Annotated in this window: 22 protein-coding genes; 9 read left to right on the forward strand and 13 right to left on the reverse strand. The window is 32.8% G+C overall.

The features are described from left to right. Positions 1-61 precede the first annotated feature (61 nt). From PQ462_RS01575 to PQ462_RS01590, 4 genes are all read left to right on the forward strand, one after another. Positions 62-988: an SMI1/KNR4 family protein gene (locus tag PQ462_RS01575; RefSeq protein WP_274252127.1), complete on the forward strand. Its 927-nt coding sequence runs from the start codon at positions 62-64 to the stop codon at positions 986-988. Positions 989-1,197: 209 nt separating this feature from the next. Continuing rightward, positions 1,198-1,605, forward strand: coding sequence for an SMI1/KNR4 family protein (locus PQ462_RS01580; RefSeq protein WP_274252128.1), 408 nt, complete (start codon positions 1,198-1,200; stop codon positions 1,603-1,605). Positions 1,606-1,713: 108 nt separating this feature from the next. Further along, positions 1,714-2,223, forward strand: a complete 510-nt coding sequence (locus PQ462_RS01585) for an SMI1/KNR4 family protein (RefSeq protein WP_274252129.1) — start codon at positions 1,714-1,716, stop codon at positions 2,221-2,223. A 179-nt stretch (positions 2,224-2,402) separates the two neighbouring features. Beyond that, the gene (locus PQ462_RS01590; RefSeq protein ID WP_274252130.1) at positions 2,403-2,951 is read left to right on the forward strand and encodes a YcxB family protein; all 549 of its coding nucleotides are present in this window, start codon (positions 2,403-2,405) and stop codon (positions 2,949-2,951) included. 101 nt (positions 2,952-3,052) lie between these two features. Here the strand turns inward: PQ462_RS01590 and PQ462_RS01595 are convergent, their stop codons facing one another. The 4 genes from PQ462_RS01595 to PQ462_RS01610 all read right to left on the reverse strand — a co-directional run bounded on the left by PQ462_RS01595 (position 3,053) and on the right by PQ462_RS01610 (position 5,564). Then, complete coding sequence (locus PQ462_RS01595; RefSeq protein ID WP_012023404.1) at positions 3,053-3,370, reverse strand: 2Fe-2S iron-sulfur cluster-binding protein; 318 nt, start codon at positions 3,368-3,370, stop codon at positions 3,053-3,055. 56 nt (positions 3,371-3,426) lie between these two features. After that, positions 3,427-3,906, reverse strand: coding sequence for a hypothetical protein (locus tag PQ462_RS01600; RefSeq protein ID WP_012023405.1), 480 nt, complete (start codon positions 3,904-3,906; stop codon positions 3,427-3,429). A 213-nt stretch (positions 3,907-4,119) separates the two neighbouring features. Then, entirely contained in the window at positions 4,120-4,359 is a 240-nt protein-coding gene (locus PQ462_RS01605) for a NifU family protein (protein ID WP_012023406.1), read from the reverse strand. Positions 4,360-4,433: 74 nt separating this feature from the next. Further along, positions 4,434-5,564 (reverse strand): Mrp/NBP35 family ATP-binding protein, encoded by a 1,131-nt coding sequence (locus PQ462_RS01610; RefSeq protein WP_274252131.1) that lies wholly within the window; start codon positions 5,562-5,564, stop codon positions 4,434-4,436. A gap of 377 nt (positions 5,565-5,941) precedes the next feature. On the opposite strand from PQ462_RS01610, the gene PQ462_RS01615 reads away from it, so the two are divergent. Continuing rightward, the gene (locus tag PQ462_RS01615; RefSeq protein WP_274252132.1) at positions 5,942-7,561 is read left to right on the forward strand and encodes a L,D-transpeptidase family protein; all 1,620 of its coding nucleotides are present in this window, start codon (positions 5,942-5,944) and stop codon (positions 7,559-7,561) included. A gap of 61 nt (positions 7,562-7,622) precedes the next feature. Here PQ462_RS01615 and PQ462_RS01620 read toward each other — a convergent pair whose 3' ends face one another. The 3 genes from PQ462_RS01620 to PQ462_RS01630 all read right to left on the reverse strand — a co-directional run bounded on the left by PQ462_RS01620 (position 7,623) and on the right by PQ462_RS01630 (position 12,253). Beyond that, positions 7,623-10,052: an ABC transporter permease gene (locus PQ462_RS01620; RefSeq protein WP_274252133.1), complete on the reverse strand. Its 2,430-nt coding sequence runs from the start codon at positions 10,050-10,052 to the stop codon at positions 7,623-7,625. A 134-nt stretch (positions 10,053-10,186) separates the two neighbouring features. Further along, positions 10,187-10,894 carry an ABC transporter ATP-binding protein gene (locus tag PQ462_RS01625; protein WP_012023410.1) on the reverse strand — a complete coding sequence of 236 codons (708 nt, stop codon included), beginning with the start codon at positions 10,892-10,894 and terminating at the stop codon, positions 10,187-10,189. A 120-nt stretch (positions 10,895-11,014) separates the two neighbouring features. Then, complete coding sequence (locus PQ462_RS01630; RefSeq protein ID WP_073408110.1) at positions 11,015-12,253, reverse strand: efflux RND transporter periplasmic adaptor subunit; 1,239 nt, start codon at positions 12,251-12,253, stop codon at positions 11,015-11,017. A gap of 157 nt (positions 12,254-12,410) precedes the next feature. Between PQ462_RS01630 and PQ462_RS01635 the strand changes: the two genes are divergently transcribed. Both PQ462_RS01635 and PQ462_RS01640 read left to right on the forward strand, forming a co-directional pair. Next, positions 12,411-13,766 (forward strand): sigma-54-dependent transcriptional regulator, encoded by a 1,356-nt coding sequence (locus PQ462_RS01635; protein ID WP_274252134.1) that lies wholly within the window; start codon positions 12,411-12,413, stop codon positions 13,764-13,766. A 122-nt stretch (positions 13,767-13,888) separates the two neighbouring features. After that, the gene (locus tag PQ462_RS01640) at positions 13,889-15,214 is read left to right on the forward strand and encodes a sensor histidine kinase (protein ID WP_274252135.1); all 1,326 of its coding nucleotides are present in this window, start codon (positions 13,889-13,891) and stop codon (positions 15,212-15,214) included. Positions 15,215-15,242: 28 nt separating this feature from the next. Here PQ462_RS01640 and PQ462_RS01645 read toward each other — a convergent pair whose 3' ends face one another. The 5 genes from PQ462_RS01645 to PQ462_RS01665 all read right to left on the reverse strand — a co-directional run bounded on the left by PQ462_RS01645 (position 15,243) and on the right by PQ462_RS01665 (position 19,540). Beyond that, complete coding sequence (locus tag PQ462_RS01645; protein ID WP_274252136.1) at positions 15,243-15,569, reverse strand: MGMT family protein; 327 nt, start codon at positions 15,567-15,569, stop codon at positions 15,243-15,245. A 135-nt stretch (positions 15,570-15,704) separates the two neighbouring features. Further along, entirely contained in the window at positions 15,705-16,343 is a 639-nt protein-coding gene (locus PQ462_RS01650; protein WP_274252137.1) for a LysE family transporter, read from the reverse strand. A gap of 39 nt (positions 16,344-16,382) precedes the next feature. Continuing rightward, positions 16,383-17,060, reverse strand: a complete 678-nt coding sequence (trmB, locus tag PQ462_RS01655; protein ID WP_274252138.1) for a tRNA (guanosine(46)-N7)-methyltransferase TrmB — start codon at positions 17,058-17,060, stop codon at positions 16,383-16,385. A 346-nt stretch (positions 17,061-17,406) separates the two neighbouring features. After that, positions 17,407-18,789, reverse strand: a complete 1,383-nt coding sequence (locus tag PQ462_RS01660) for an ammonium transporter (protein WP_012023417.1) — start codon at positions 18,787-18,789, stop codon at positions 17,407-17,409. 262 nt (positions 18,790-19,051) lie between these two features. Beyond that, positions 19,052-19,540, reverse strand: a complete 489-nt coding sequence (locus PQ462_RS01665; RefSeq protein ID WP_274252139.1) for a nuclear transport factor 2 family protein — start codon at positions 19,538-19,540, stop codon at positions 19,052-19,054. 256 nt (positions 19,541-19,796) lie between these two features. Between PQ462_RS01665 and PQ462_RS01670 the strand changes: the two genes are divergently transcribed. Continuing rightward, positions 19,797-20,465, forward strand: a complete 669-nt coding sequence (locus PQ462_RS01670) for a hypothetical protein (RefSeq protein WP_274252140.1) — start codon at positions 19,797-19,799, stop codon at positions 20,463-20,465. 169 nt (positions 20,466-20,634) lie between these two features. Here PQ462_RS01670 and PQ462_RS01675 read toward each other — a convergent pair whose 3' ends face one another. Further along, a complete protein-coding gene (locus PQ462_RS01675) occupies positions 20,635-20,949 on the reverse strand; it encodes an HPF/RaiA family ribosome-associated protein (RefSeq protein ID WP_012023420.1) in 315 nt (104 codons plus the stop codon). A gap of 218 nt (positions 20,950-21,167) precedes the next feature. Here PQ462_RS01675 and PQ462_RS01680 point away from each other — a divergent pair, with 218 nt between their 5' ends. Beyond that, positions 21,168-21,524, forward strand: a complete 357-nt coding sequence (locus PQ462_RS01680; RefSeq protein WP_337992968.1) for a hypothetical protein — start codon at positions 21,168-21,170, stop codon at positions 21,522-21,524. Positions 21,525-21,536 lie beyond the last annotated feature (12 nt).

The following is a 21,536-nucleotide window of genomic DNA, read 5'->3' on the forward strand; positions in this document are numbered from 1 at the left end:
CGTCGACATTTTTTTAATGGCTTTGAAATTATTTTTGTATAATAATTTTAATTAATTTGACATGGATTTAATTCAAAAATGGAATGCAATTTTAAATAAGAGACAAGATGTTTTAAACCTTAATGATACTTTAGTAAACAAAGGAATTACTCTAGAAGAAATTAATACGATAGAACAATTATCAGGTGAAAAATTGCCAGACTCTTTTAAAACATTTTATACATATTCAAATGGCCAGCCTGATAAAAGTCCCCTGCTTTTTTTTAACGAAAAGTTTATGGCTTCAGATGATATTATCAATACTTTAGAGTTTGCAAAAAAGCTCCAAAAACCCGAGATTCGAACAATAGTTAATCCAGAAAAATCAGATTATTATTTAAAAAAAATTATTGAATTTTATGTAATAAACGCACTTGTAAAAAATCAAGAATCTCAAAGTTCCTGGTATAAAATGGTCTTTTCTTGTGGGGTAGGTTTCTTCAGTCACCCTTCATTATACAGAAGCAAGGATACAGAACCAAGAGAAAAAGAATTTATAAATATTGCAGATTATAGCCCTCTGATAAGTATAATTAATGAATTTCATCAATTAGAATATGAATGTTACAATTGGGATAAACTTAATTTTACAATATTTTCTGACGGTAGATTTGAAGTAAATAGAACAGATAACGATTACAATGAAATGTCATTTACATCGCTACCGGCAAATGCAATAAAAAAGAAATATTTTAATCATAAATGGATACCAATATTCTCAGATTCTGGAGGAAATTTTATAGGAATTGATTTAGATCCCGATGTAAATGGAAAGAAAGGGCAGATAATAATTTTTGGTAGAGATGAAGAAGATATGTGTGTGATAGCCAATGATCTGGAAAGTTTTTTTGCTTTTATTTTAGATGAATTTAATTATAATAATGGTGAATCTTTAGTGAAATATCATTTACATGATAGTATAAGAGAAATAATCAGAAATAAACAGTAAAACCAAATATTTGAATATTTAATTAAAGCTGGTTTGGTATAATCGAGAGATTAAATAAAATTGTTATAAAGAGAAAACCGTAATTGCAGTAATGTAATTACGTTTTTTTTGATTTTATAATTGGCTTATTTTGTTGGTTTTAAAATTTATCTAGGTAATATTTTAATTCATATAAAGTTATTTTTGCTGAAAATATAAATTAAAAATTTATGGCATTTCCAATAGATATAAAATATATAATTGAAACTGAAGAAGAATTAGACATTAAATTTCCTCCTTTATTTAAAGAAAAAATGATAGAAGAAAATGGTGGTGAAGCAGTAACCGAAGATGATGATTGGAATCTTTATCCTTTTTTTGATAAATCTGATAAAAAGAGAATCAGTAGAACTTGTAATCATATTGTTTTAGAAACTAATGAAGCAAGAAAATGGTCTAATTTTCCGTTATCAGGAATTGCCATTGCGAGTAATGGTTGTGGAGATCAATTAATTCTTCTTCCTTTCGATAATAATAGTCAAAAACTAAGCGAAAAGATCTATTTCTGGAGTCATGAAACAGGAGAGATAAAAGAAGTGGCAGAAAATATTCAAGAACTAATAGGACTAAATAGTTAAATAGTTAATTGTTATAAAGAGAAAACCGTAATTGCAGTGATGTAATTACGGTTTTTTGTGAGAAATATTTTTAATAAATAGTAACTTAGCAATTAAAACTTAAGCGTTATGAATTTCGATAACTACAAAATAATCCCTAATTATAATACCAATAAAACAGATCTTTTTATAGCTGATGAAGAAGATATATTGGCTTGCGAAAAAACATTAAACATAACTTTTGACGAAGATTATAAAGAATATGTTCAAACCTACGGAAGTGGAATTTTAGGAGGAACTTATGTAAGGGTTTATCTTCCTGAGAATATTATTTTAACTCTAGAAGAATGGAAAAACCGTATTACTGAATATTGGTTTTGGGACGAAGGAAAAGAAGTTTTAACGAAAGAAGAAGTGCTAAAATCGATTAGAGTTGGAGATACTTTTGATGGAGATGAAATAATTCTTCTAAACAATCAATATTATGTGCTGCCAAGATATAGTGAAATGATTTATAAAGTTGGAAATACGTTAGAAGAAGCAATTACCTGGTTGTGTTCGTCTGGTATTTTGACAGAAGCATTTTCAGAAAGAGAATTTGAACCTTTTGATCCGGCAGATTTTTTAAAAAATAACTAAAGAAGAAAAGAAGATAAGACAAAAGAACCGTAATTACATTACTGTAATCACGGTTCTTTTTATGTTTTATAAATGGCTTATTTTGATAGTTATAAAGCTGATTAAGGCTTCTTTAAAAAGTTATTCCCGGTATTTTTGCTTTTTAAATAAAAGCAATTATTGTGTTATAAATTAAAGAAATGGAACTAAAATATACTTTAACAGAAAACGATTATTTACAGCAGCAATTATATCTCGCGTCAAAAAGCAAGTTGATCAAGAAACAGAGAATAAAAAGCAGACTCCTTGTGTTTATAATGCTATTAGGGATAGGGTTTATATTTTATATGGCTCAGAATACACTCTTAACTTATTATTTTGGAGGTTCTGGTATTATTTGTTTTTTCCTATATCCTATTTATTTAAAAGATTATTACCAGAGGAACTTTAGAAAATATGTAAAAGAGAATTTTAAAAATAGAATAGGAATTATTTCTACATTGTTGTTTAAAGAAGATATACTAGAAGCTTATAGTGAGAATATTGGAAGTTCGGAGATAAATTTTTCTGCGTTTGAAAACATAAGTGAGATAAAAGATTATTTTTTTATCGCCTTAAAAACGGGTGTGAGTATTATGATTCCAAAATCTGAAGTTATTGATGTTGAGGCTGTGAGAACTGAATTAAAAATGATTACTGAAAAAATTGGAATCAATTTTATATCAGAGTTAGATTGGAAATGGAAATAAGATTTATTAGTCAAGTAAACCCGATAGGTTTCTAAAACCTGTCGGGTTTAACATGTAACAGCATAAAAAAAGCGGGAATCAATTGATTCCCGCTTTTTTTATTAATATTCTGGAGCAAGCTCCAGTTCTAAACCTTCTAATTCTTCAGTAATTGGTATCTGACAACCTAAACGGCTGTTAGATTTAACATAAAATGCTTCCGACAGCATGGCTTCTTCTTCATCTCCCATTTCTGGTAATGCAACATCATTTAGAACATAACATTGGCAGGAAGCACACATTGCCATTCCTCCGCAAGTTCCTTCAACAGGAAGTTCGTATGCTTTGCATAACTCCATTATATTCATTGCCATATCAGTTGGAGCTTGTAATTCGTGTATAACTCCTTCTCGATCTTTAATCTTAATTAATACATCCATTTATTATGGGATTTTATTGGTAGGATTCTATAACGTGAAAAAATCCTGTATTTATACTAACTAGCAGGTTTAGTGCTAAATGCGTATTCCTTTCTGTTACCTTCTTTAAGGCGCATTTTTACTCCTAAAACACTGTCGCTTTTTTCAAGGATTGTAATAACTGCAATAACCGAATAATAATCTCTATCTGATTGAAAAATCAATGTACCTTCATAAGTAGAGTTTAAAACTCCCTGCTTGTCTGTAGTTACAGAAATTTTTCTTGGATTTGAAAACTGGGCAGCACTATAAGTTGCCTTGTTTGAAAATTTACCCTTTCCGTCAACAAAGTCATATAAGAAATCATAATTTCCAATACTTAAGGTTCCTGGAGTATCATTAGGATTAATTGAAAATACAATTTTTCCTGAATATGTAAAATCTGACCATTCTTCAGATTCGCTTACCCAAGCTTTGTCAACAATAACTGTTTTGTTCTGAGCATAATTCACAGCTGCAAAAAACAATAATAAAAATAGAGCGTAAAACTTTTTCATAGATTTAAGATTTAGGTTATGTCACAAATTTAAGTTAAAAATGTAACAAATAGTTAACTAAAACTCTTAAATCTTCATATTGTTTTTTGCTAAATCCTCAAAAAACTATGATTATTAAGCTTTTTATTGAATTTTTACAAAAGTTATTGTATAAAGGCCTATTATTCTTGTTAATTCAGCAGAATCAATTCAGGGGCCTAAATACGGCTTTTGTTACATAATATTTACCACAGTTTCAATTTGCGGTGCATACTTTTTTATAGTTGTTTCTACCCCAGCTTTAAGTGTCATCTGGTTAACGCTGCAGCTTATGCATGCGCCCTCAAGACGAACTTTTACATGCTTATCATCGTCGATAGAGATTAGTGTAATGTCTCCGCCGTCGGATTTTAAGAATGGCCTGATTTCATCTAAAGCCAATAAAACATTATTTGTTAATTCTTCTGTTGTCATAATTATAATGTGTCAATTGTGAAATGTGCCAATTAGAAAATAGTATCTAATTGGCAGATTATCTCATTATCTAATTAATTTTTCTTTACTGCAGAACAACCTGCCATTGTTGTAATTTTGATTGCCTCAGTAGCCGGAAGACTTTCGTTTCTGTTTACTGTTTCCTGAACTACATTTCTTGTAATTTCTTCAAAAACAGCTTCGATTGGCGAAGCCGTCTGCAATGCTGCCGGGCGTCCGTAATCTCCTGCTTCACGAATAGACTGTACAATAGGAACTTCACCTAAAAATGGAACGTCTAAGTCTGCTGCAAGATTTTTTGCTCCCTCCTGACCAAAAATATAGTATTTGTTATTTGGTAATTCTTCGGGTGTAAAGTAAGCCATGTTTTCGATAATTCCCAAAACAGGAACATTAATATTGTCCTGCATAAACATCGAAATTCCTTTTTTAGCATCGGCAAGAGCCACAGCCTGCGGTGTACTTACTACAACAGCTCCGGTAATTGGAAGCGACTGCATGATAGAAAGGTGAATATCTCCTGTTCCCGGAGGTAAGTCTAGTAACATGAAATCTAATTCTCCCCAGTCAGCATCAAAAATCATTTGATTTAAAGCTTTTGCAGCCATTGGACCTCTCCAGATTACAGCCTGACTTGGTGATGTGAAGAAACCGATAGAAAGCATTTTAATTTCATAACTTTCAATTGGTTTCATTTTTGATTTTCCGTCAACTGTAATTGATACTGGTTTTTCATTCTCAACATCAAACATAATCGGCATAGATGGTCCGTAAACATCGGCATCTAAAACACCAACTTTAAAACCCATTTTAGCAAGCGTAACGGCAAGATTTGCAGTTACGGTAGATTTCCCAACTCCTCCTTTTCCAGAAGCAACAGCAATGATATTTTTAATTCCAGGAATAGCACGACCTTTAATTTCTGCTTTTTCCGGAGTTTCTACTTTAATGTTAACTTTAATTTTTGCATCGGCAGATATTAATTCGTGAATCGTTTTTTTAATATCGTCTTCTGCTCTTTTTTTGATATGCATAGCCGGCGTGTGCAATACTAAATCGACAACAACTTCGTCGCCAAAAGTAAGTACGTTAGCAACCGCACCGCTTTCAACCATATTTTTTCCTTCTCCGGCTATAGTAATTGTTTCTAAAGCTTTAAGAATTTCTTTTCTATCTAATTTCATTTTATTGTGCTATTATATATGGAAAGAAATCAATTTAAAATTTCTATGTTAATTTAAACTGATTTCAGACTGCAAAGATAACAGATTAAGTTCGGATTCAAACGCTTTTAAATTGTATTTATTGATATTGAGATTAGTCAAAATGATGCATGTTATTTTAAAACCTCAATTTTTAACGCTTTTCATTTTTTAGAATTCGTATGAAATTTACATCAATAAATACAAAAATGTCAATTATCTTAGTTAAATTTGAGCTCCCTAAATCGAAGATTTCCAAATAAAACAAAAAAGTTATGAAAACTTGTTTTGGAGCTTCATTATAAGTTTTCGGTATTTTTTAAAATAATTTTTGTTCAAAAAATTTAAAACTTAAAAATATGCGAAATTTTACTTTTTTATCTGTAATTATTGCCTGTAGTTTTTTAATGTTTTCCTTTAACTCGGCAGGCAATGCTCTTAAATTTAAAAACGAAATCAACGAATTTGATAACATTTTAAATGTCAAGACAACTATTGTTTTTGGAACAATCGATGCGGCTTCTATCAATTCTTTTTATAAAAAATATCCCAAACTAAAAAAATACCAAAAAGATGTAGAAGATCTTTATAAAAAGAAAGACTATAATACAATTTGGTACGACGATAAAAGTGTCAGCGAATTTGGAGCACTGTTATATCACAAAGTCGGTCTTTTAGAAGATCAGGGAATAAATGCCGAAATGCCTTATATGAATTTGGTTGATGATGTTTTTAATGAAAACGTTACAAACAAACTTCCTAAAGCAGATACAGAATTGTTATTGTCTAATATGTATGTTTTTTATGCCAGTAATGTTTACTCTGGTGTCGATCCGCAGACTTTAAAATCAATTGGCTGGTTTCTGCCAACAAAAACTATTTCTTATGATAGAATTTTAGATTCATTAATGGGCGATCCAAGCCGATTAAATAAAGATGAAAATCTTCTTTTTAGTCAATATTATAAACTTCAAAATGTATTGCAGAGATACCGAAACATTGAAAAAAACGGACTTTGGAAAAAAATTGAAATCGACGAAGCAAATTATAAAGAATTAAAACCTTTAGACAGTGGTAAAGTTGTCCAGCAAATTAGAGAACGCTTATTTGTTGTCGGCGATTTAAAAGAAGATTCAAAAAGCCAGTATTATGATCAGGAAATGATGGATGCTGTTTTAAAGTATAAAAAACGATATGGACTAAAATTGAATTATACTTTTACGAAAGAGCAGATAGACCAAATGAACGAACCAATCAGCAACAGAATTAGAACTATTATGCTGAATATGGAACGATGCAGATGGATTCCTGCTAAACTAGCTAAAGCAGACGAATATGTAATGGTTAATATTCCTTCGTTCAGGCTGATTTATGTTAAGGATGGAAAATATGATTTAGTTTCAGATGTTTTTGTGGGAACCCGAATGACAGAAACTGTAATTTTTAGCGGCAATATTGACCGAATCGTTTTCAGTCCTTATTGGTATGTTCCGGCAAGTATTATTAAAAATGAGCTGAAACTTAAAATGGCCGAAGATAAAAATTACCTTGCCGATCATAATATGGAGTGGAATGGGGGAAACGTAAGACAAAAGCCTGGGCCTAATAACTCTTTGGGATTAGTAAAATTTCTGTTCCCTAATCCAAACGATATTTATCTGCATGATACACCGGCAAAAAGTTTGTTTGATTTTGAAAAAAGAACTTTCAGCCACGGATGTATTAATGTAAGAGATGCTAAAAAATTAGCATTAGAAATACTAAAAGACAATCCAGACTGGCCTGTCGATAAAATAAATGATGCCATGAGCGGTGAAAAAGAAACTACCTGCATGCTCAAAAATAAAATTCCAATTTATATAGGTTATTTTACAGCCTGGGTTACAGACGATGGCGAAATTGGTTTTTATCCTGATGTTTACGATCGTGATAAGCAATTAGACAAACTTTTGTATGGAGATTCCGTTGCCTTAAAATAAAAAAGAAACCCTCGTTAGAATTGATTTCCGGCGAGGGTTTTTTAAAAAAATGGTCTACAAGTTATTCATATTTTAAATATTTCAAAATATCGATTTTAGTAACCTGATAGGCTTTAGTTATTACAATTAATAATGTAAGGACTAAAAGCGAAACCAATGCAATACTAAACGGAACGATTGAAATATTGACTCTAAAAGCAAAATCCTCCAGCCATTTTTGCAATAAAATATATGCTGGAACAATTCCAATTAAAAATCCCATTCCGCAGAAAACTATATATTGTCTGGATAATTCTTTCAATAAAATATCCGTTTCTGCTCCTAAGGTTTTTCTAATTGCAATTTCTTTCAATCTTCTCTCCATCGAAAATGATGCCAAAGCAAACAATCCGAAGATAGCAATTATAATTACGACTAAATTTAAGATAAAAAACAGATTTTTTTGTTTGACCTGTTCTTCATAAGTTTTGGCAAATCCTTTGTTAACAAATTCATAATCAAAAGGATAATCAGGATTTATGTTTGTCTCCCAATAAGTTTTTAATTTTGCCAGAGTTTCTGATAAATTATTTGGAGAAACTTTTAAATATACATTTTGAAAATTATTCCATTTTAAAGTTTTTAAGTTTATAAAAACCATTGGCGGAACTTTATTCTGCAGTCCGGTAATATGAAAATCTTTAACAACACCTACTACTTTAAATTTTAAATTTCCTTTTTCATTTCCCCAGCCCGAAGAAATAACAGTATTTATAGGGTTTTTAAGGCCCAAAGTTTTAGCTAAAGTTTCGTTTATAAGCCAGTTGTCAATTGTATCCGAGGCAAATTTTGGAGATAAATCACGGCCTTGGACAATTTTAATATTCATCATTTCCAGAAAATCAAAATCCATTTCAACATTTCTAGGCTGAACAGAAACCCCGTTATGCGTAAAACCTGAGCTCGAATTTGTACTGTTTCCAAAAGTACCGGCAAAAGTAGAAACCTGCTGTACTCCGGGCATTTTAAGAATTTCCTGTTTTGTTGTTTGGTATTTTTCTCCTTTTTTATCGTAATCCTGATAGTTAAAAGGAATTCGTATTACCTGATCGCCGCTAAAACCAAGGTCTTTATTCATCATAAAATCTACCTGAGAATTTACAATTAAAGCACCAATGATAAAAAATGCCGCGATTCCGAATTGAAAAATAAGCATCGAATTTCGAATCCAGATACCACTTTTACTTCTCGAAAAATTACCTTTTAAAACTTTTAACGTCTCAAAATTTGAGATATAAATGGCAGGAAATATACCCGCAAGAATGATTACTAATCCAAAAATCAAAATGAGCTGCAGATAAAATTCACTGCCATTCATAGTCAAAGTTTTTCTTAAAAAGGTATTGTAATAGGGTAATGAAAGTTCTACAATGGCCAAAGCAAACAAAATCGCAATGGTTACAATTATTGCCGTTTCAAATATAAACTGCGCAATAATCTGCTTTTTTGAAGCTCCCACAATTTTGCGTACGCCTACTTCTTTAGCACGTTTTATAGCAGAAGCCGTAGCCAGATTAATATAGTTTACTAATGATAAAACTAAAATTAAAAGAGATAAACCGGCCATAATATAAAGAAGCTGTAAATTTCCTTTTCCTTCAGGAGTGGCTGATCCAGAAGATTTTGTACCATGAAGATGCAGCGTTTTTAACTGATCAAGATAAATTTTAATTTCTCCGTTTTCTTTAATGTATTGTTCGATAGGCTGTCCGCTTTCTTTAGCATCCTTCAAAGTTCTGTTTACATAATTTACATGATGCATTTTCTTTGAAACCGTTGCAAGATCAGCACCTTTTTTGGTCTTAATCATTAACCCGTAGCTGAAATTTCCCCATTGAGTAAGATCATGCTCACGAACAATGCCTCCAAAAACATAATTTGGCTCAACAGAAGAAGGGCGCATAATTCTGTAAACCGCTTTTACAGTGTATGGCTTATTGTCATAAGTAATAGATTTTCCTATTGGATCCTCATTATTTTTAAAAAGCAGTTTTTCCTGATCTTCAGAAATTGCAACACTATTTTCTTCTTTTAAGATGTCTTTTTTGGCACCTTTTAAGATTGGAAATGGATAAAAATCGAAAAAGTTATTATCAGAAACAGTTATCTTTTTATCGATTACTTTTTTGTTCTGATATTTTATTACCCCCTGACTGTACCAATCATTAAGAAAACAAATTTGATCTATTTCGGGAATAGTTGCTTTACAAGTCATACCAAACGGAATTGTGCTGGTAGTCCATATATCGCCCGTTTTGCCCATTCCGTTCAGTACTTGATATACATTCTCTTTTTCAGGATTCCATTGATCGTATGCATGTTCATTATTCCAGTACAAAATCGCGAAAATCACACCTGAAATCCCGATACTTAATCCTAAAACATTTAAAAACGAAAACAATTTGCTTTGCTTTAAATGATAAATAAATATTTTAAACCAGTTAAAAATCATGGTATTTTATAATTATGTTAGTTATTTTTTTGATCTAAAGGCTGGTTCTGCCTTTTTAAAGAAGAGTAAAAATTTTGCACACAAATCCCACCAGAACTAATATTGCAGTAATAACAAATTTTATCATTTTCGAATTATTTAGCGTCCATAAAAACATCAACATTTCGCTGATTTAGCTTTTCAGAAAAAATAACACCGTCTTTCATATGAATTGTTTTTTGTGAAAAAGAAGCATCATAATCAGAGTGGGTAACCATCAAAATTGTAGCACCTTTTGCGTGCAGATCTGTTAGAAGTTCCATTACTTCATTACCATTTTTACTGTCCAGGTTTCCTGTTGGCTCATCGGCAAGAATAATTTTAGGATCGTTTACCAAAGCTCTGGCAACAGCAACTCTTTGCTGCTGACCTCCTGAAAGCTGCTGCGGGAAATGTTTTAATCGGTGTGAGATATTTAGTTTTTCTGCAATAGCTTCAATTTTTTGTTTTCTTTCAGAAGCTTTTACATTGTTATAAAGCAAAGGAAGTTCGATATTGTCGTAAACTGAAAGTTCATCGATTAGATTAAAATTCTGAAAAATGAATCCGATATTTTCCTTACGAACCTGAGCTCTTCCTTTTTCTTTTAAACCAATCATTTCCTGATCCAGCAATTTATAACTTCCGCCGTCTGCACCGTCCAAAAGACCGATAATATTCAATAAAGTCGATTTTCCGCAACCAGAAGGCCCCATAATAGTTAGGAAATCCCCTTTTTTAATCTCTAAGTTAATTCCGCTTAGTGCAGCAGTTTCAACTTCTTCAGTTCTAAATACTTTGGTTAAATTTTGTATCGTTATCATATTTTTTTAAGATTAGTTATTGATTATGTTTTTTGATTGATGATTGAAACCTTGTTTTATAATTGTGAATTGTAAATGATTAATTGTGAATTGTAAACTGAGACTGCGACTGAAAACTAATTACTGTATCGAAAGCTCCTCAATATCCTTATAATCTGAATAAGAGGAAATCACTACAGATTCGCCTTCTTTTAATCCGTCCAGAACTTCATAATACGAAGGATTTTCGCGTCCTAATTTTATATTTCTTTTTTCGGCTTTATTTCCTTTTACTACAAAAATCCATTTTCCTGCTGTTTCCTGATTAAAGCTTCCTTTTTGAACAACCAGAATTTTATTTTTCTCAGATAAAATCAGCTTAACTCCAAAACTTAAACCGTCTTGCAGGGCAATATTTTCTTTAGATGTAAAAGCCAGTTCTACAATAAAATGACCGTTTTTTACTTCAGGAATCACTTTAGTAACCACAACTTCAAGCGTTTTTCCTTTAAATTCTACCTGGCCTTTTAAACCTTCACGTATTTTTTCCAGATAAAACTCGTCAACATTGGCAGATAATTTATAACCTTGTTTTGAATCAATTCTACCAATACTTTCTCCAGCCTGAAATGTTTTTCCCAGTACAGGTTCAAAAGAAGTTAATCGGCCGGATTCTGGAGCGGTAATCAAAAAGTTCTTTTTGTTGTTTCTTAAAATATCCAAACTTTTTTCCATGGTTTGAATCGAACGGTTAATTTGCGAAATCTGCAATTGATTGGATTGTTTTTCCTTTTGAATGCTCTGCTGAATTGTTTTGCGACGTTCTTCCTGAAAACGTAAACTTTCTTTAAAAGTATTCCAGTCGTTTTTAGAAATCACATCTTTAGCGAACAATTTTGCATTTACATCGTATAATCTTTTGGCATCATTATAATCATGTTCGATTAAAACCAAATCTTTAGTCAAATTCAATTCCTGATTTCTAATGTTTAGTTTTCCTGTATTTAAATTATTGATTTGCTCAATAATAGCCGTTTCCTGAGTTAAGTAATTTAGTTCTGTATTTGGGTTGTACAAACGAGCCAGCGATTGGCCTTTTGTAACCGTTGCACCATTTTCTACAAAAATCTCTTTTACAGATCCTCCTTCTGTAACGTTTACAAGCATAACGTTAAGAGGTTCAACTTTTGCCTGAAAAACAACAAAATCTTCAAAGAAAGCTTTTTCGACTTTTTGAACCGAAAGTTCATCGGCTTTTACATTTAAACTTCTTTTTGAATTAAAAGAAAAAAACACGATTACAGCCAAAGCTAAAAAAACTCCAATTGCTATTGTGAGATATCTAAATTTTCTATTTTTACGAGGAATTACCTTGTCCATTTTTTAAATAATTTACTGATAATCAATAGGTAAATACTGTGCCATAAAATTTATTTTTTGTAAAGTACTGATTTTAAAGAAGCTCTAAAAACCATTCAAAAAACAAGTGTTCGATAATGAACAGTTGACCGTTCAAAAGCGGACAAAAAAATACAGCATGAGAAAAAAGCAAGCCCAAATATTAGTTGTTGACGACCAAGAAGAAATTCTTTTTTCGGCAAAAATGATTCTCAAAAAACATTTTGAAACCATTTTTACGACCAACAGCCCCAAAAAAATCATTTCAATTTTGAATGAAAATGAAATAAATGTGGTTTTGCTGGACATGAATTACCGAATTGGTTTTGAAGACGGACGCGAAGGAATTCATTGGCTGAAAGAAATAAAAACGCTTTCGCCTAATACAATTGTAATTTTAATGACCGCTTTCGGAAAAATAGAAACCGCTGTTGAAGGCATTAAAATTGGCGCTTTTGATTATGTTTTAAAACCATGGCATAACGAAAAATTACTTGAAATTATTGATAAGGCTGTCGCCGAAAGCAGAAAAAACACTAAAAAGGTAATTACAGAAAAAACAGAAAAACGATATTTTACAGGAACTTCCCAAAAAATAAAACAAGCCTATTCTGTAGCCGAAAAAGTCGCCAGAACCGATGCTAATGTTTTGATATTGGGAGAAAACGGAACCGGGAAATATGTTTTTGCCGAATTTATCCATCAAAATTCTGAAAGAAAAAATCAGCCTTTTGTACATGTCGATTTAGGATCGTTGAGCGATAATTTATTCGAAAGCGAATTGTTTGGCTATGCAAAAGGAGCTTTTACAGATGCTAAAACCGATACGCCGGGAAGATTTGAAACAGCGCAGAACGGCACTATTTTTCTGGATGAAATAGGAAATATTCCGTTGCATCTTCAGGCTAAACTACTTCATATTTTACAAACCAAAACATTGACCAGATTAGGAGAAAGTAAACCACGTCTGTTAAATGTTCGTGTTATTGCGGCGACAAACAGTGATATTAAATCTGAAGTAAAAAATAAAACTTTCCGAGAAGATTTGCTTTACCGAATTAATACAATGGAAATAAATCTTCCGCCTCTGCGTGAACGAAAAGACGACATCGTTCCGATGGCAAATTTTATATTAGAAAATATTGCCGAAAAATACAATCAAGGTCCCGAAGCTTCGGGATGGCGTTTTGACGAAAACGTATCGACATATCTGGAAAGATATCCGTGGAAAGGAAATGTTCGTGAAATGGAAAACAAAATCGAACGCGCTCTTATTTTAGCTGAAAACAATACGATTTCTGTAACCGATTTAGATATTCTTGATTTTGAGGAAATTCAGGAAAATGACGATAATCCGTTATCTGAAATGGAGAAAACAGCAATCGAAAAAGCACTTTTTAAACATCACGGAAATATCTCTAAAACCGCCGAAGAACTAGGATTGTCAAGAGCTGCGTTGTATAGAAGAATTGAGAAGTACGATTTGAAGAATTAAAAAGAAAAAGCAAGAGGCAAGAATAAAGGTTTTTTTATCGACTTAAATCTGCAAAAATCTGTGTGAAAAAAAATAAAGACAAGAGCTAAAATCATTTTAATCTGTGGCTAAAAAATAAAGGAATGAAAAACTGGAAATTTTATAATGCATTTTTTGTGAGAGTTCTGTTCGTTATGACACTCTTCTTTATCTGCTTTTTCCTTATCTATAAAATGTTTTATTTCAATGCGCTTTTGGTTGGTTTTTTCGCATTTTTAATGCTCGCCGAAATGTATTTTTTTGTAAAAAACCAATTGCAGTTTTACGACAGAACTTTGTTTTCGATTTTACAGAATGATTTTTCAACCAACTTTCCTGAGGAGAATAAAAGAGATAATTTTAAAAGTTTATATCTTTTATATGAAACGCTCAAACTACAGCAGCAAGAACAAAAATCGAAAGAATTAATTTATCGTTCGCTTTTAAACAATATTGATTCTGCAGCTTTAATTCTGGAAAAAGAAAATAATGACTGGAATATTTTCCTGCTGAATGACTGCTTCTCGGACCTATTTAAAGTGCCAAAAGTAAGTCATTGGAAATATCTTAAAAACTACCTGCCTTCGCTTTGCAATGAAATTGAAAAAACGGAATTTGGCGAATTAAAATCGGCAATTTCGATTAAAATTGAAGATCAGGATCTACAGACTTTTATGCTCCAGACTTCCAGAACACAAACCTATAACAAAGAATATTATATTATTTTATTAGACAGCATTCAGCGTGTTATTGAGAAAAAAGAAAAAGAAGCCTGGATTAATTTGATGAAGATTATTTCGCATGAATTAATGAATTCCTTAACGCCAATTCGAGCGCTTTCGCAGAATCTGCTTCATATTGTCGATCAGGAAAATTTAGAAGAAGATGATTTTGATGACATTAAAAGCAGTATTTCGACCATTATAAACCGAAGCGATCATTTGCAGGTTTTTGTTGAAAATTACCGAAAACTGGCCATGCTGCCAACTCCATCTAAACAAATGACGCCAATTAATGCTTTATTTGATGACTGTCTTAGAATCATGAGTCCTATTTTGAAAGCAGAAAACATTGAATTAATAAGTGATATTCATAGTTCGCGTTCGATTTTAATAGATAAAAACCAGATGGAACAAGTAATTATTAATTTGATTACCAACAGCGTTTATGCTTTAAAAGAAAAGAATGAAAAGAAAATGTATGTGTCGAGTTATACCGAGAACAATCGTTTTTTTATCACGATTTCTGATAACGGAAAAGGAATCGATCCTGAAATTCAGGACAAAGTATTCCTGCCTTTTTTCACCACCAGAAAAGACGGTGCGGGAATTGGTTTAACGCTTTCTAAAAATATCATCGAAGCGCACGGCGGTTATTTAAGCTACCAAACCGATGAAGATAAAACCAGTTTTGTGATCTGTTTGATCTAGTTTTTTGAACCATATAAGTGATATAAGTCTAACTCTGGATTTCCGGTTTCCAAAAGTGCTTTTCAAAATCTACAATTTGATTGTCAACCACTTTAATGCCTTCGCTCTCTAAAAGCTGCTGCATTAAATTCGTTCCTTCAAAATGATGTTTTCCTGTCAAAAGTCCTTTTTGGTTTACCACTCTGTGTGCCGGAACATCGTCCATGTTATGACACGCGTTCATTGCCCAGCCCACCATTCGTGCCGAACGTGCTGTTCCTAATGCTTTTGCAATTGCACCATAAGAAGTTACCTTTCCGTACGGAATTTGTCTGGCAACTGCATAAACTCTTTCGAAAAAATTTTCCTCAGCCATAAATAAGTCTTTTGCTGCAGATTAATTGGATTAATATTTAAAAAAAAATCCTTTATATCTGCAAAATCTGCGGGAAAAAATATTTACCACAAAGTAAAATAATCAATTTAATTCGTGTAATCTGCAGCCCTATTTTTATCCGAAATAATAATTCAAAATATTAAAGAGTGTTACAATCGCAACAAGGCCTGTAATGCTTCCTATAATTGTGTTCATGTTTCGCATTAGATAATCGGTTTTCTTTTCAATTTTTCCAAAGAAAGCGATGTAACTGTATAAAACGGCAAAAGAACCCAGAATAGACCCTAAAACAAAGGTGAAAATAATTATATTTTCAAATACAAAAAGATGGTATGAGGCCAAAGTTACACTCACAACAACATAATACGGAATGGGAAAAAAGTTCAATGCAGAAAGCAGCATTCCTAAAAAGAAACGGCTTTTTTTACTGCTTTTTTTAATCTTTGATTTTTTCTTGGTTTTGGGGTCTTTGGCAATAAACAAAAAGTAAATCGTTAAGATCGCAAAAATAACAAAACCAACTTCACGCAATAAAGTTACAACATCTGGTCTGTTGTCGATTACTCTTGCAAATAAAACCGCAACATAAACCTGAAAAAATATTACCAAAACGGCACCAATAACAAACCAAAACGCATTCTTTTTTCCTTCTTTCAGGTTTATTTTGGCTGCCGTCATGTTGATTAGACCTGGCGGAATAATCCCAATTGCAGCAGCAATAAAGCCCGAAAGTAATGGAGTAAGATATACCATTCAGTTGTTTAAGCGGTTAGAAATGTTTCGAAAATTAAATTAGTCTTTAATTTTGAAACGAATATACGTAATTGCCTTGTTAATTTCTAAATATTGTTTCTCGTAAAAAGTCTGGATAGAAGTTACAACTTCTGGACTTCCTTCGTTTTTGTAAACATTATGATTGGCATATAAAACTTCGTGTCCTTCACCATGAAGAAGCCCAAGCGTATAGCCATGCATAAATTCGCTGTCGGTTTTTAAGTTTACGACACCGTCTTTTTTAAGGATTTTTTTGTACAATTTCAAGAACTCAGAATTAGTCATTCTGTGTTTTGTTCTCTTGTATTTAATTTGCGGGTCCGGAAAAGTAATCCAGATTTCGTCTACTTCACCTTCGGCAAAAATATGATTAATTAATTCGATTTGAGTTCGAACAAAAGCAACATTATGAAGGCCGTTTTCGACAGCAGTTTTCGCACCACGCCAGAAACGCGCACCTTTAATGTCGATTCCGATAAAATTTTTGTTGGGATATTTTTCTGCTAATCCAACTGAGTATTCACCTTTTCCGCATCCTAATTCTAAAACCAGAGGATTATCATTTTTAAAGAAATCAGAATTCCATTTTCCCTTCAAAGGCATTAAGTTGCCTACAACTTCTTCTCTTGTTGGTTGAAAAACGTTTTGAAATGTCTCGTTTTCTCTGAATCTTTTAAGTTTATTTTTACTTCCCACTTTTTATAAAAATTTTGAGCAAAATTAAGGAATATAAACGAATGAAAATAGCAGAATTAGGTTTAAAAAGTTTTTGCCGCAGATTTTGATGATTAAAAAGATTTTTTTTAAATACTAATCTGGTGTAGTCCCTACGGGAGAACTTCAAGATGATGACGTTGATTTTACCAATATATAATCTCTACGAGATATCTTCCGTTAGGAGCTAAATATTTGGTAGAAAAAAGGTATGTTAAGAGTAAAATGTCCCGTGAGGGTATATGGATATGAAATTTTAACCGCAGATTTCACAGATTTCAAGGATTTTTTAATCTGTTTAATCCGTGAAATCTGCGGCCTATTCTTTTTAACCGTAATGCGGTTCAGTAATTGGTTTTAATTTTGGATCAAGGGTTTCGTCGTGCTGTGATAAATCCAATCCAATGTGTTCAGATTCTTCTGAAACTCTCAAAGGAATAATGAAATTGGTTACTTTAAATAAGAAATAAGCGCCGAAGAAAGTAAATACAGAAACTAAAACAAGCGCCATCATGTGATGACCAAAAACGTTCCAGCCTCCGTGCAGTAAACTTGCATTTTCACCATGAGCAAAAATCGCCGTTAAAATCATTCCCATGATTCCGCCGACACCGTGGCAGGCAAAAACATCAAGCGTATCATCAAATCTTTTAGAGTATTTACAATTTACAGCTGTGTTTGAAACCAAAGCCGTTACAAATCCGAAGAACATACTTTCTGGCACAGAAACAAATCCTGCAGCCGGAGTAATAGCAACCAGACCCACAACAGCTCCAATACAGGCGCCAAGAGCCGAAACCTTTCTACCGTTCATTCTGTCGAAGAAAATCCAGGTTAACATTGCAGCGGCAGATGAAGTAGTGGTAGTAGCAAAAGCCATTGCAGCAGTTCCGTTAGCAGCAAGAGCAGATCCGGCGTTGAAACCAAACCATCCAAACCATAACATTCCCGTTCCTAATAATACAAACGGAATATTAGTTGGAATATGCTGGCTGTTTTTTCTTTTACCTAAAACAATAACTCCTGCCAAAGCAGCAAAACCAGAACTCATGTGTACTACAGTTCCTCCGGCAAAATCTTTTACGCCAAAATAACTTCCCAAAACACCCGTTGGATACCAAACGGCGTGACATAAAGGAGCATATATAAAAATGGTAAATAAGCTGATGAAAACTAAATAAGAGATAAAACGAACACGTTCTGCAAACGAACCAGTGATAATTGCCGGACATATAATGGCAAATTTCATTTGGAACAAAGCAAAAAGCATAAACGGAATCGTACTTGCCAATTGTTTATGAGGCAGAACGCCAACATAATCCATAAAGGCAAAAGTAGCTGGATTTCCAAAAAAGCTGTAAAAATGATCTCCAGAACCAAAACCAACCGGTTCTCCAAAAGCAAGACTAAAAGCGACAACAACCCATAAAAGTGTTACAACTCCCAGACAGATAAAACTTTGAAGCATGGTAGAAATAACATTTTTTCTGCCCACCATTCCGCCGTAAAAGAAAGATAATCCCGGCGTCATGATTAAAACCAGACAGCTCGACGTAAGCATCCAGGCAACATCGGCAGGTACAATGTGGTCTGTAGTTCCAAATTCAGATAAAACATAATTATTTTCAGTCACCGTTGGCCAAAATGCACCTATCGTGCAAACGACACTTATCATAATAAAGGAAATGATCCAGCGTTTTTCTATTTTCATTTTTAAAATACTTTAATGAACCCTATTTTTTTTGGGGTCAAAGTTATAAAAAATTAAATATTTTGATTTTAAGGGCTGTAAAAATAGTGGCTAGGCTTTTATTTTAGTCAATTTTGTAAAATACAACTCGTTTTTTTGACGGAATTTCATTTTAAGGACTCAAAAAACGACCAATATTGTCAATTGTATTATAATTTATTTGATATCTGAATTTGTAACGTACTAGAAAAGTTATGTTTATAAGAATAAAACCGAAAAATGTTTATTTTTTTTGAAGCTTCGCAATCAAAGCGTCTTCAATAGGTGCTTTAATTTTGGTTACAGCATCAACCTCATCATTCGGGATTGTCATAGATAAAACATAGTGCTGGATTTTCCATTCTTTCCCTACTTTTACCAAAACGCCAGAACCACGGCAGATTTTCATTTGTGTATCTAATAATTCATCAAACCAAGCCAGTTTTCCTGATTTGTCAAAAAAGATGTGACGTTCTAAAGCTTTAAAATTCCAGGTTGTTCCTTTATCAAAAAATGGTTTTGCCCAAACAGCAAACTCTTTTTTAGTCCAGTTTTCGGTTGCATCAGTTCCAATGTAAACCGCATCATCTGCCAAAACATTAAAATAGGCATCAAATTTTACTTCGCCTGCCGCTTTGTGCCACGCATCAAGAGTTTGATTGATTTTGTCTTTGTCAGTTTGAGCGTTTGCAAAAGAAACCATCAATAATAATAGTAAAAGTGTTTTTTTCATGAGAGATTTTATTTGAGTTTAAAGGTAAGAATTTTTTAAACTGATGTGAGAATGGCACACGGATTTTACGGATTTAAGCCGGCTAACAGCAGATAAAATTATTTAATTATCCGTCTAATCTGTAAAATCAGTGGTCCACAATTTACAGATTAGTCAAAAACATATTCAAAGTTAAACTTAAATTATTCTTACATTTCTTATATGGTGTAATCCTAAAAAAACAAGTATATTTGAGAGCTTTAAAATATCCCAAATTATGAATCCAAAAATCTTTATAAGCTCACTTGCTATAACATCATTACTTTTTGTTTCCTGTAAGAAAGAATTAGAACCTCAAGAAAATACCTCGACATCTGAATTGGTTAGACTTGGACTTGCAAAAGATACAACCAAAACACCTTCAGTAGTACAGCAGACTCAAGCTTCACCATCAAATCCAAATACAGTTTTAAGTGATACAAAAGGATTAAATCCGGCTCACGGACAACCGGGACACCGTTGCGACATTGCCGTTGGAGCGCCTTTAAATTCGGCACCAACACAGCAGGCTCAGGCGACTCAGGCGCAAACGGGACAAACGGTTCAGGTAAATCCGAATCAAAAAAATGTGGTTACTACAACAACAACGCCAGTAAAAACAGCAAAAGGAATGAATCCGCCGCACGGACAGCCGGGTCATAGATGTGATATTCCGGTTGGAGCGCCTTTAAATTCTCCGGTTGCAAAAACTACCACAACGTCGACAGCACAAAGCGGAACATCTACACAAAATTTTACAGTTTCGCCTCCGCCGGCAGGGAATCCGGTTCCGGCATTATTGAGTACAGAAGCTAATCAAACTGTTGCTGAAGGAATGAACCCGCCGCACGGACAACCAGGACATCGATGTGATGTTGCCGTAGGAGCACCGTTACCAAAATCATAGAGGAGAGATACAGAGATTCAAAGATACTAAGTAAAAAAGACGCAAAGTGACAAAGTAAAACAAACGCAAAAAAAAACTTTGTCACTTTGCATCTTTGTCACTTCAAAATAATAAAAAAAAGACGTTTCAATTTGAAACGTCTTTTTTTTATTATTTATCTATTTAAAACTTAATGCGCTTTCAATTTTTCGAAAGTCGTAGTAAGAGATTTTTTAATTTTACTCAAAGCACCGTTAAAAGCTTTTTCAAGAGTTTCTGCATGTTCTGTTACAGTGATTGGCTGTAGTTTTGCAGTGCGGACTTCAAGAACACATTTTTTATCATTCAGGCTGAATTTCTCGCCATTTTCATCTCCAAAATGAACTTCGATTCGCGTGATTTTATCTTCAAAACGCGCTAAGCCTTTTTCTAATTCTTCAGAGAAATATTTTTCTAATCTTTGGTGTCCTTCGATGTTTTTGTCGGTGTTGATTTGAATTTTCATAACGGTTTATATTTAATGATTGTTTCTCAAATCTATCTATTTTAAAAGGAAAAGCCAAGCGAGTTAATAAAACATTATGATATTTTTAGGGTTAATTTTTCATTCTGAAGAAGGAGGAATCGCACTGCAAACTCTGTATCAGCAGATAAAGTAAATTGTAAGAAAAACAAAACTCTCTTAGGATTTTTAATATCTTTGCAGTCCTAAAATTTCAGATTATGAACACAACAAAACTTCTTGCCCGTGTGGTACGCTGGCGGTATTGGAAACAACTGCACGCTCTGAAATGCGTAGGACAGCTAACCCATGCGGGTTTATATTCCTTAAAATTTCAGATTATGAGTTTAAACACCCTTTCGAAAGAAACCGAAATGCGTTTAGCCGAATTTTTCAATCAAGCGACAGATCCTAAAAGTTTCGCAAAAGCAATTCGAAAAGTAAATTATCTTCTCGCTATGTCTCTAATGCGAGAATGCGAAACCCTGCAAATTGATCCAAAGTCAGTTGAACAAGGTTATTTTTGGTTGAACGAACTAGCCGAGATTTTAAATCCTTATTTTGAGATTGAAGATTAATAAAACAAAAAA

Source organism: Flavobacterium sp. KACC 22758 (assembly GCF_028736135.1).
Lineage (GTDB): Bacteria > Bacteroidota > Bacteroidia > Flavobacteriales > Flavobacteriaceae > Flavobacterium > Flavobacterium johnsoniae.

What these genes read in the sequence shown, in the direction of transcription:
- PQ462_RS01585 (WP_274252129.1), top strand. Translation starts at nt 1,714, where the DNA reads ATGAATTTCGATAACTACAAAATAATCCCTAATTATAATACCAATAAA.
- PQ462_RS01600 (WP_012023405.1), bottom strand. Translation starts at nt 3,906, where the DNA reads ATGAAAAAGTTTTACGCTCTATTTTTATTATTGTTTTTTGCAGCTGTG.
- PQ462_RS01650 (WP_274252137.1), bottom strand. Translation starts at nt 16,343, where the DNA reads ATGGTATATCTTACTCCATTACTTTCGGGCTTTATTGCTGCTGCAATT.
- PQ462_RS01620 (WP_274252133.1), bottom strand. Translation starts at nt 10,052, where the DNA reads ATGATTTTTAACTGGTTTAAAATATTTATTTATCATTTAAAGCAAAGC.
- PQ462_RS01580 (WP_274252128.1), top strand. Translation starts at nt 1,198, where the DNA reads ATGGCATTTCCAATAGATATAAAATATATAATTGAAACTGAAGAAGAA.
- PQ462_RS01640 (WP_274252135.1), top strand. Translation starts at nt 13,889, where the DNA reads ATGAAAAACTGGAAATTTTATAATGCATTTTTTGTGAGAGTTCTGTTC.
- PQ462_RS01665 (WP_274252139.1), bottom strand. Translation starts at nt 19,540, where the DNA reads ATGAAAAAAACACTTTTACTATTATTATTGATGGTTTCTTTTGCAAAC.
- PQ462_RS01605 (WP_012023406.1), bottom strand. Translation starts at nt 4,359, where the DNA reads ATGACAACAGAAGAATTAACAAATAATGTTTTATTGGCTTTAGATGAA.
- PQ462_RS01670 (WP_274252140.1), top strand. Translation starts at nt 19,797, where the DNA reads ATGAATCCAAAAATCTTTATAAGCTCACTTGCTATAACATCATTACTT.
- PQ462_RS01645 (WP_274252136.1), bottom strand. Translation starts at nt 15,569, where the DNA reads ATGGCTGAGGAAAATTTTTTCGAAAGAGTTTATGCAGTTGCCAGACAA.
- PQ462_RS01575 (WP_274252127.1), top strand. Translation starts at nt 62, where the DNA reads ATGGATTTAATTCAAAAATGGAATGCAATTTTAAATAAGAGACAAGAT.
- PQ462_RS01625 (WP_012023410.1), bottom strand. Translation starts at nt 10,894, where the DNA reads ATGATAACGATACAAAATTTAACCAAAGTATTTAGAACTGAAGAAGTT.
- PQ462_RS01675 (WP_012023420.1), bottom strand. Translation starts at nt 20,949, where the DNA reads ATGAAAATTCAAATCAACACCGACAAAAACATCGAAGGACACCAAAGA.
- PQ462_RS01660 (WP_012023417.1), bottom strand. Translation starts at nt 18,789, where the DNA reads ATGAAAATAGAAAAACGCTGGATCATTTCCTTTATTATGATAAGTGTC.
- PQ462_RS01630 (WP_073408110.1), bottom strand. Translation starts at nt 12,253, where the DNA reads ATGGACAAGGTAATTCCTCGTAAAAATAGAAAATTTAGATATCTCACA.
- PQ462_RS01680 (WP_337992968.1), top strand. Translation starts at nt 21,168, where the DNA reads ATGAACACAACAAAACTTCTTGCCCGTGTGGTACGCTGGCGGTATTGG.
- PQ462_RS01615 (WP_274252132.1), top strand. Translation starts at nt 5,942, where the DNA reads ATGCGAAATTTTACTTTTTTATCTGTAATTATTGCCTGTAGTTTTTTA.
- PQ462_RS01610 (WP_274252131.1), bottom strand. Translation starts at nt 5,564, where the DNA reads ATGAAATTAGATAGAAAAGAAATTCTTAAAGCTTTAGAAACAATTACT.
- PQ462_RS01595 (WP_012023404.1), bottom strand. Translation starts at nt 3,370, where the DNA reads ATGGATGTATTAATTAAGATTAAAGATCGAGAAGGAGTTATACACGAA.
- PQ462_RS01590 (WP_274252130.1), top strand. Translation starts at nt 2,403, where the DNA reads ATGGAACTAAAATATACTTTAACAGAAAACGATTATTTACAGCAGCAA.
- PQ462_RS01635 (WP_274252134.1), top strand. Translation starts at nt 12,411, where the DNA reads ATGAGAAAAAAGCAAGCCCAAATATTAGTTGTTGACGACCAAGAAGAA.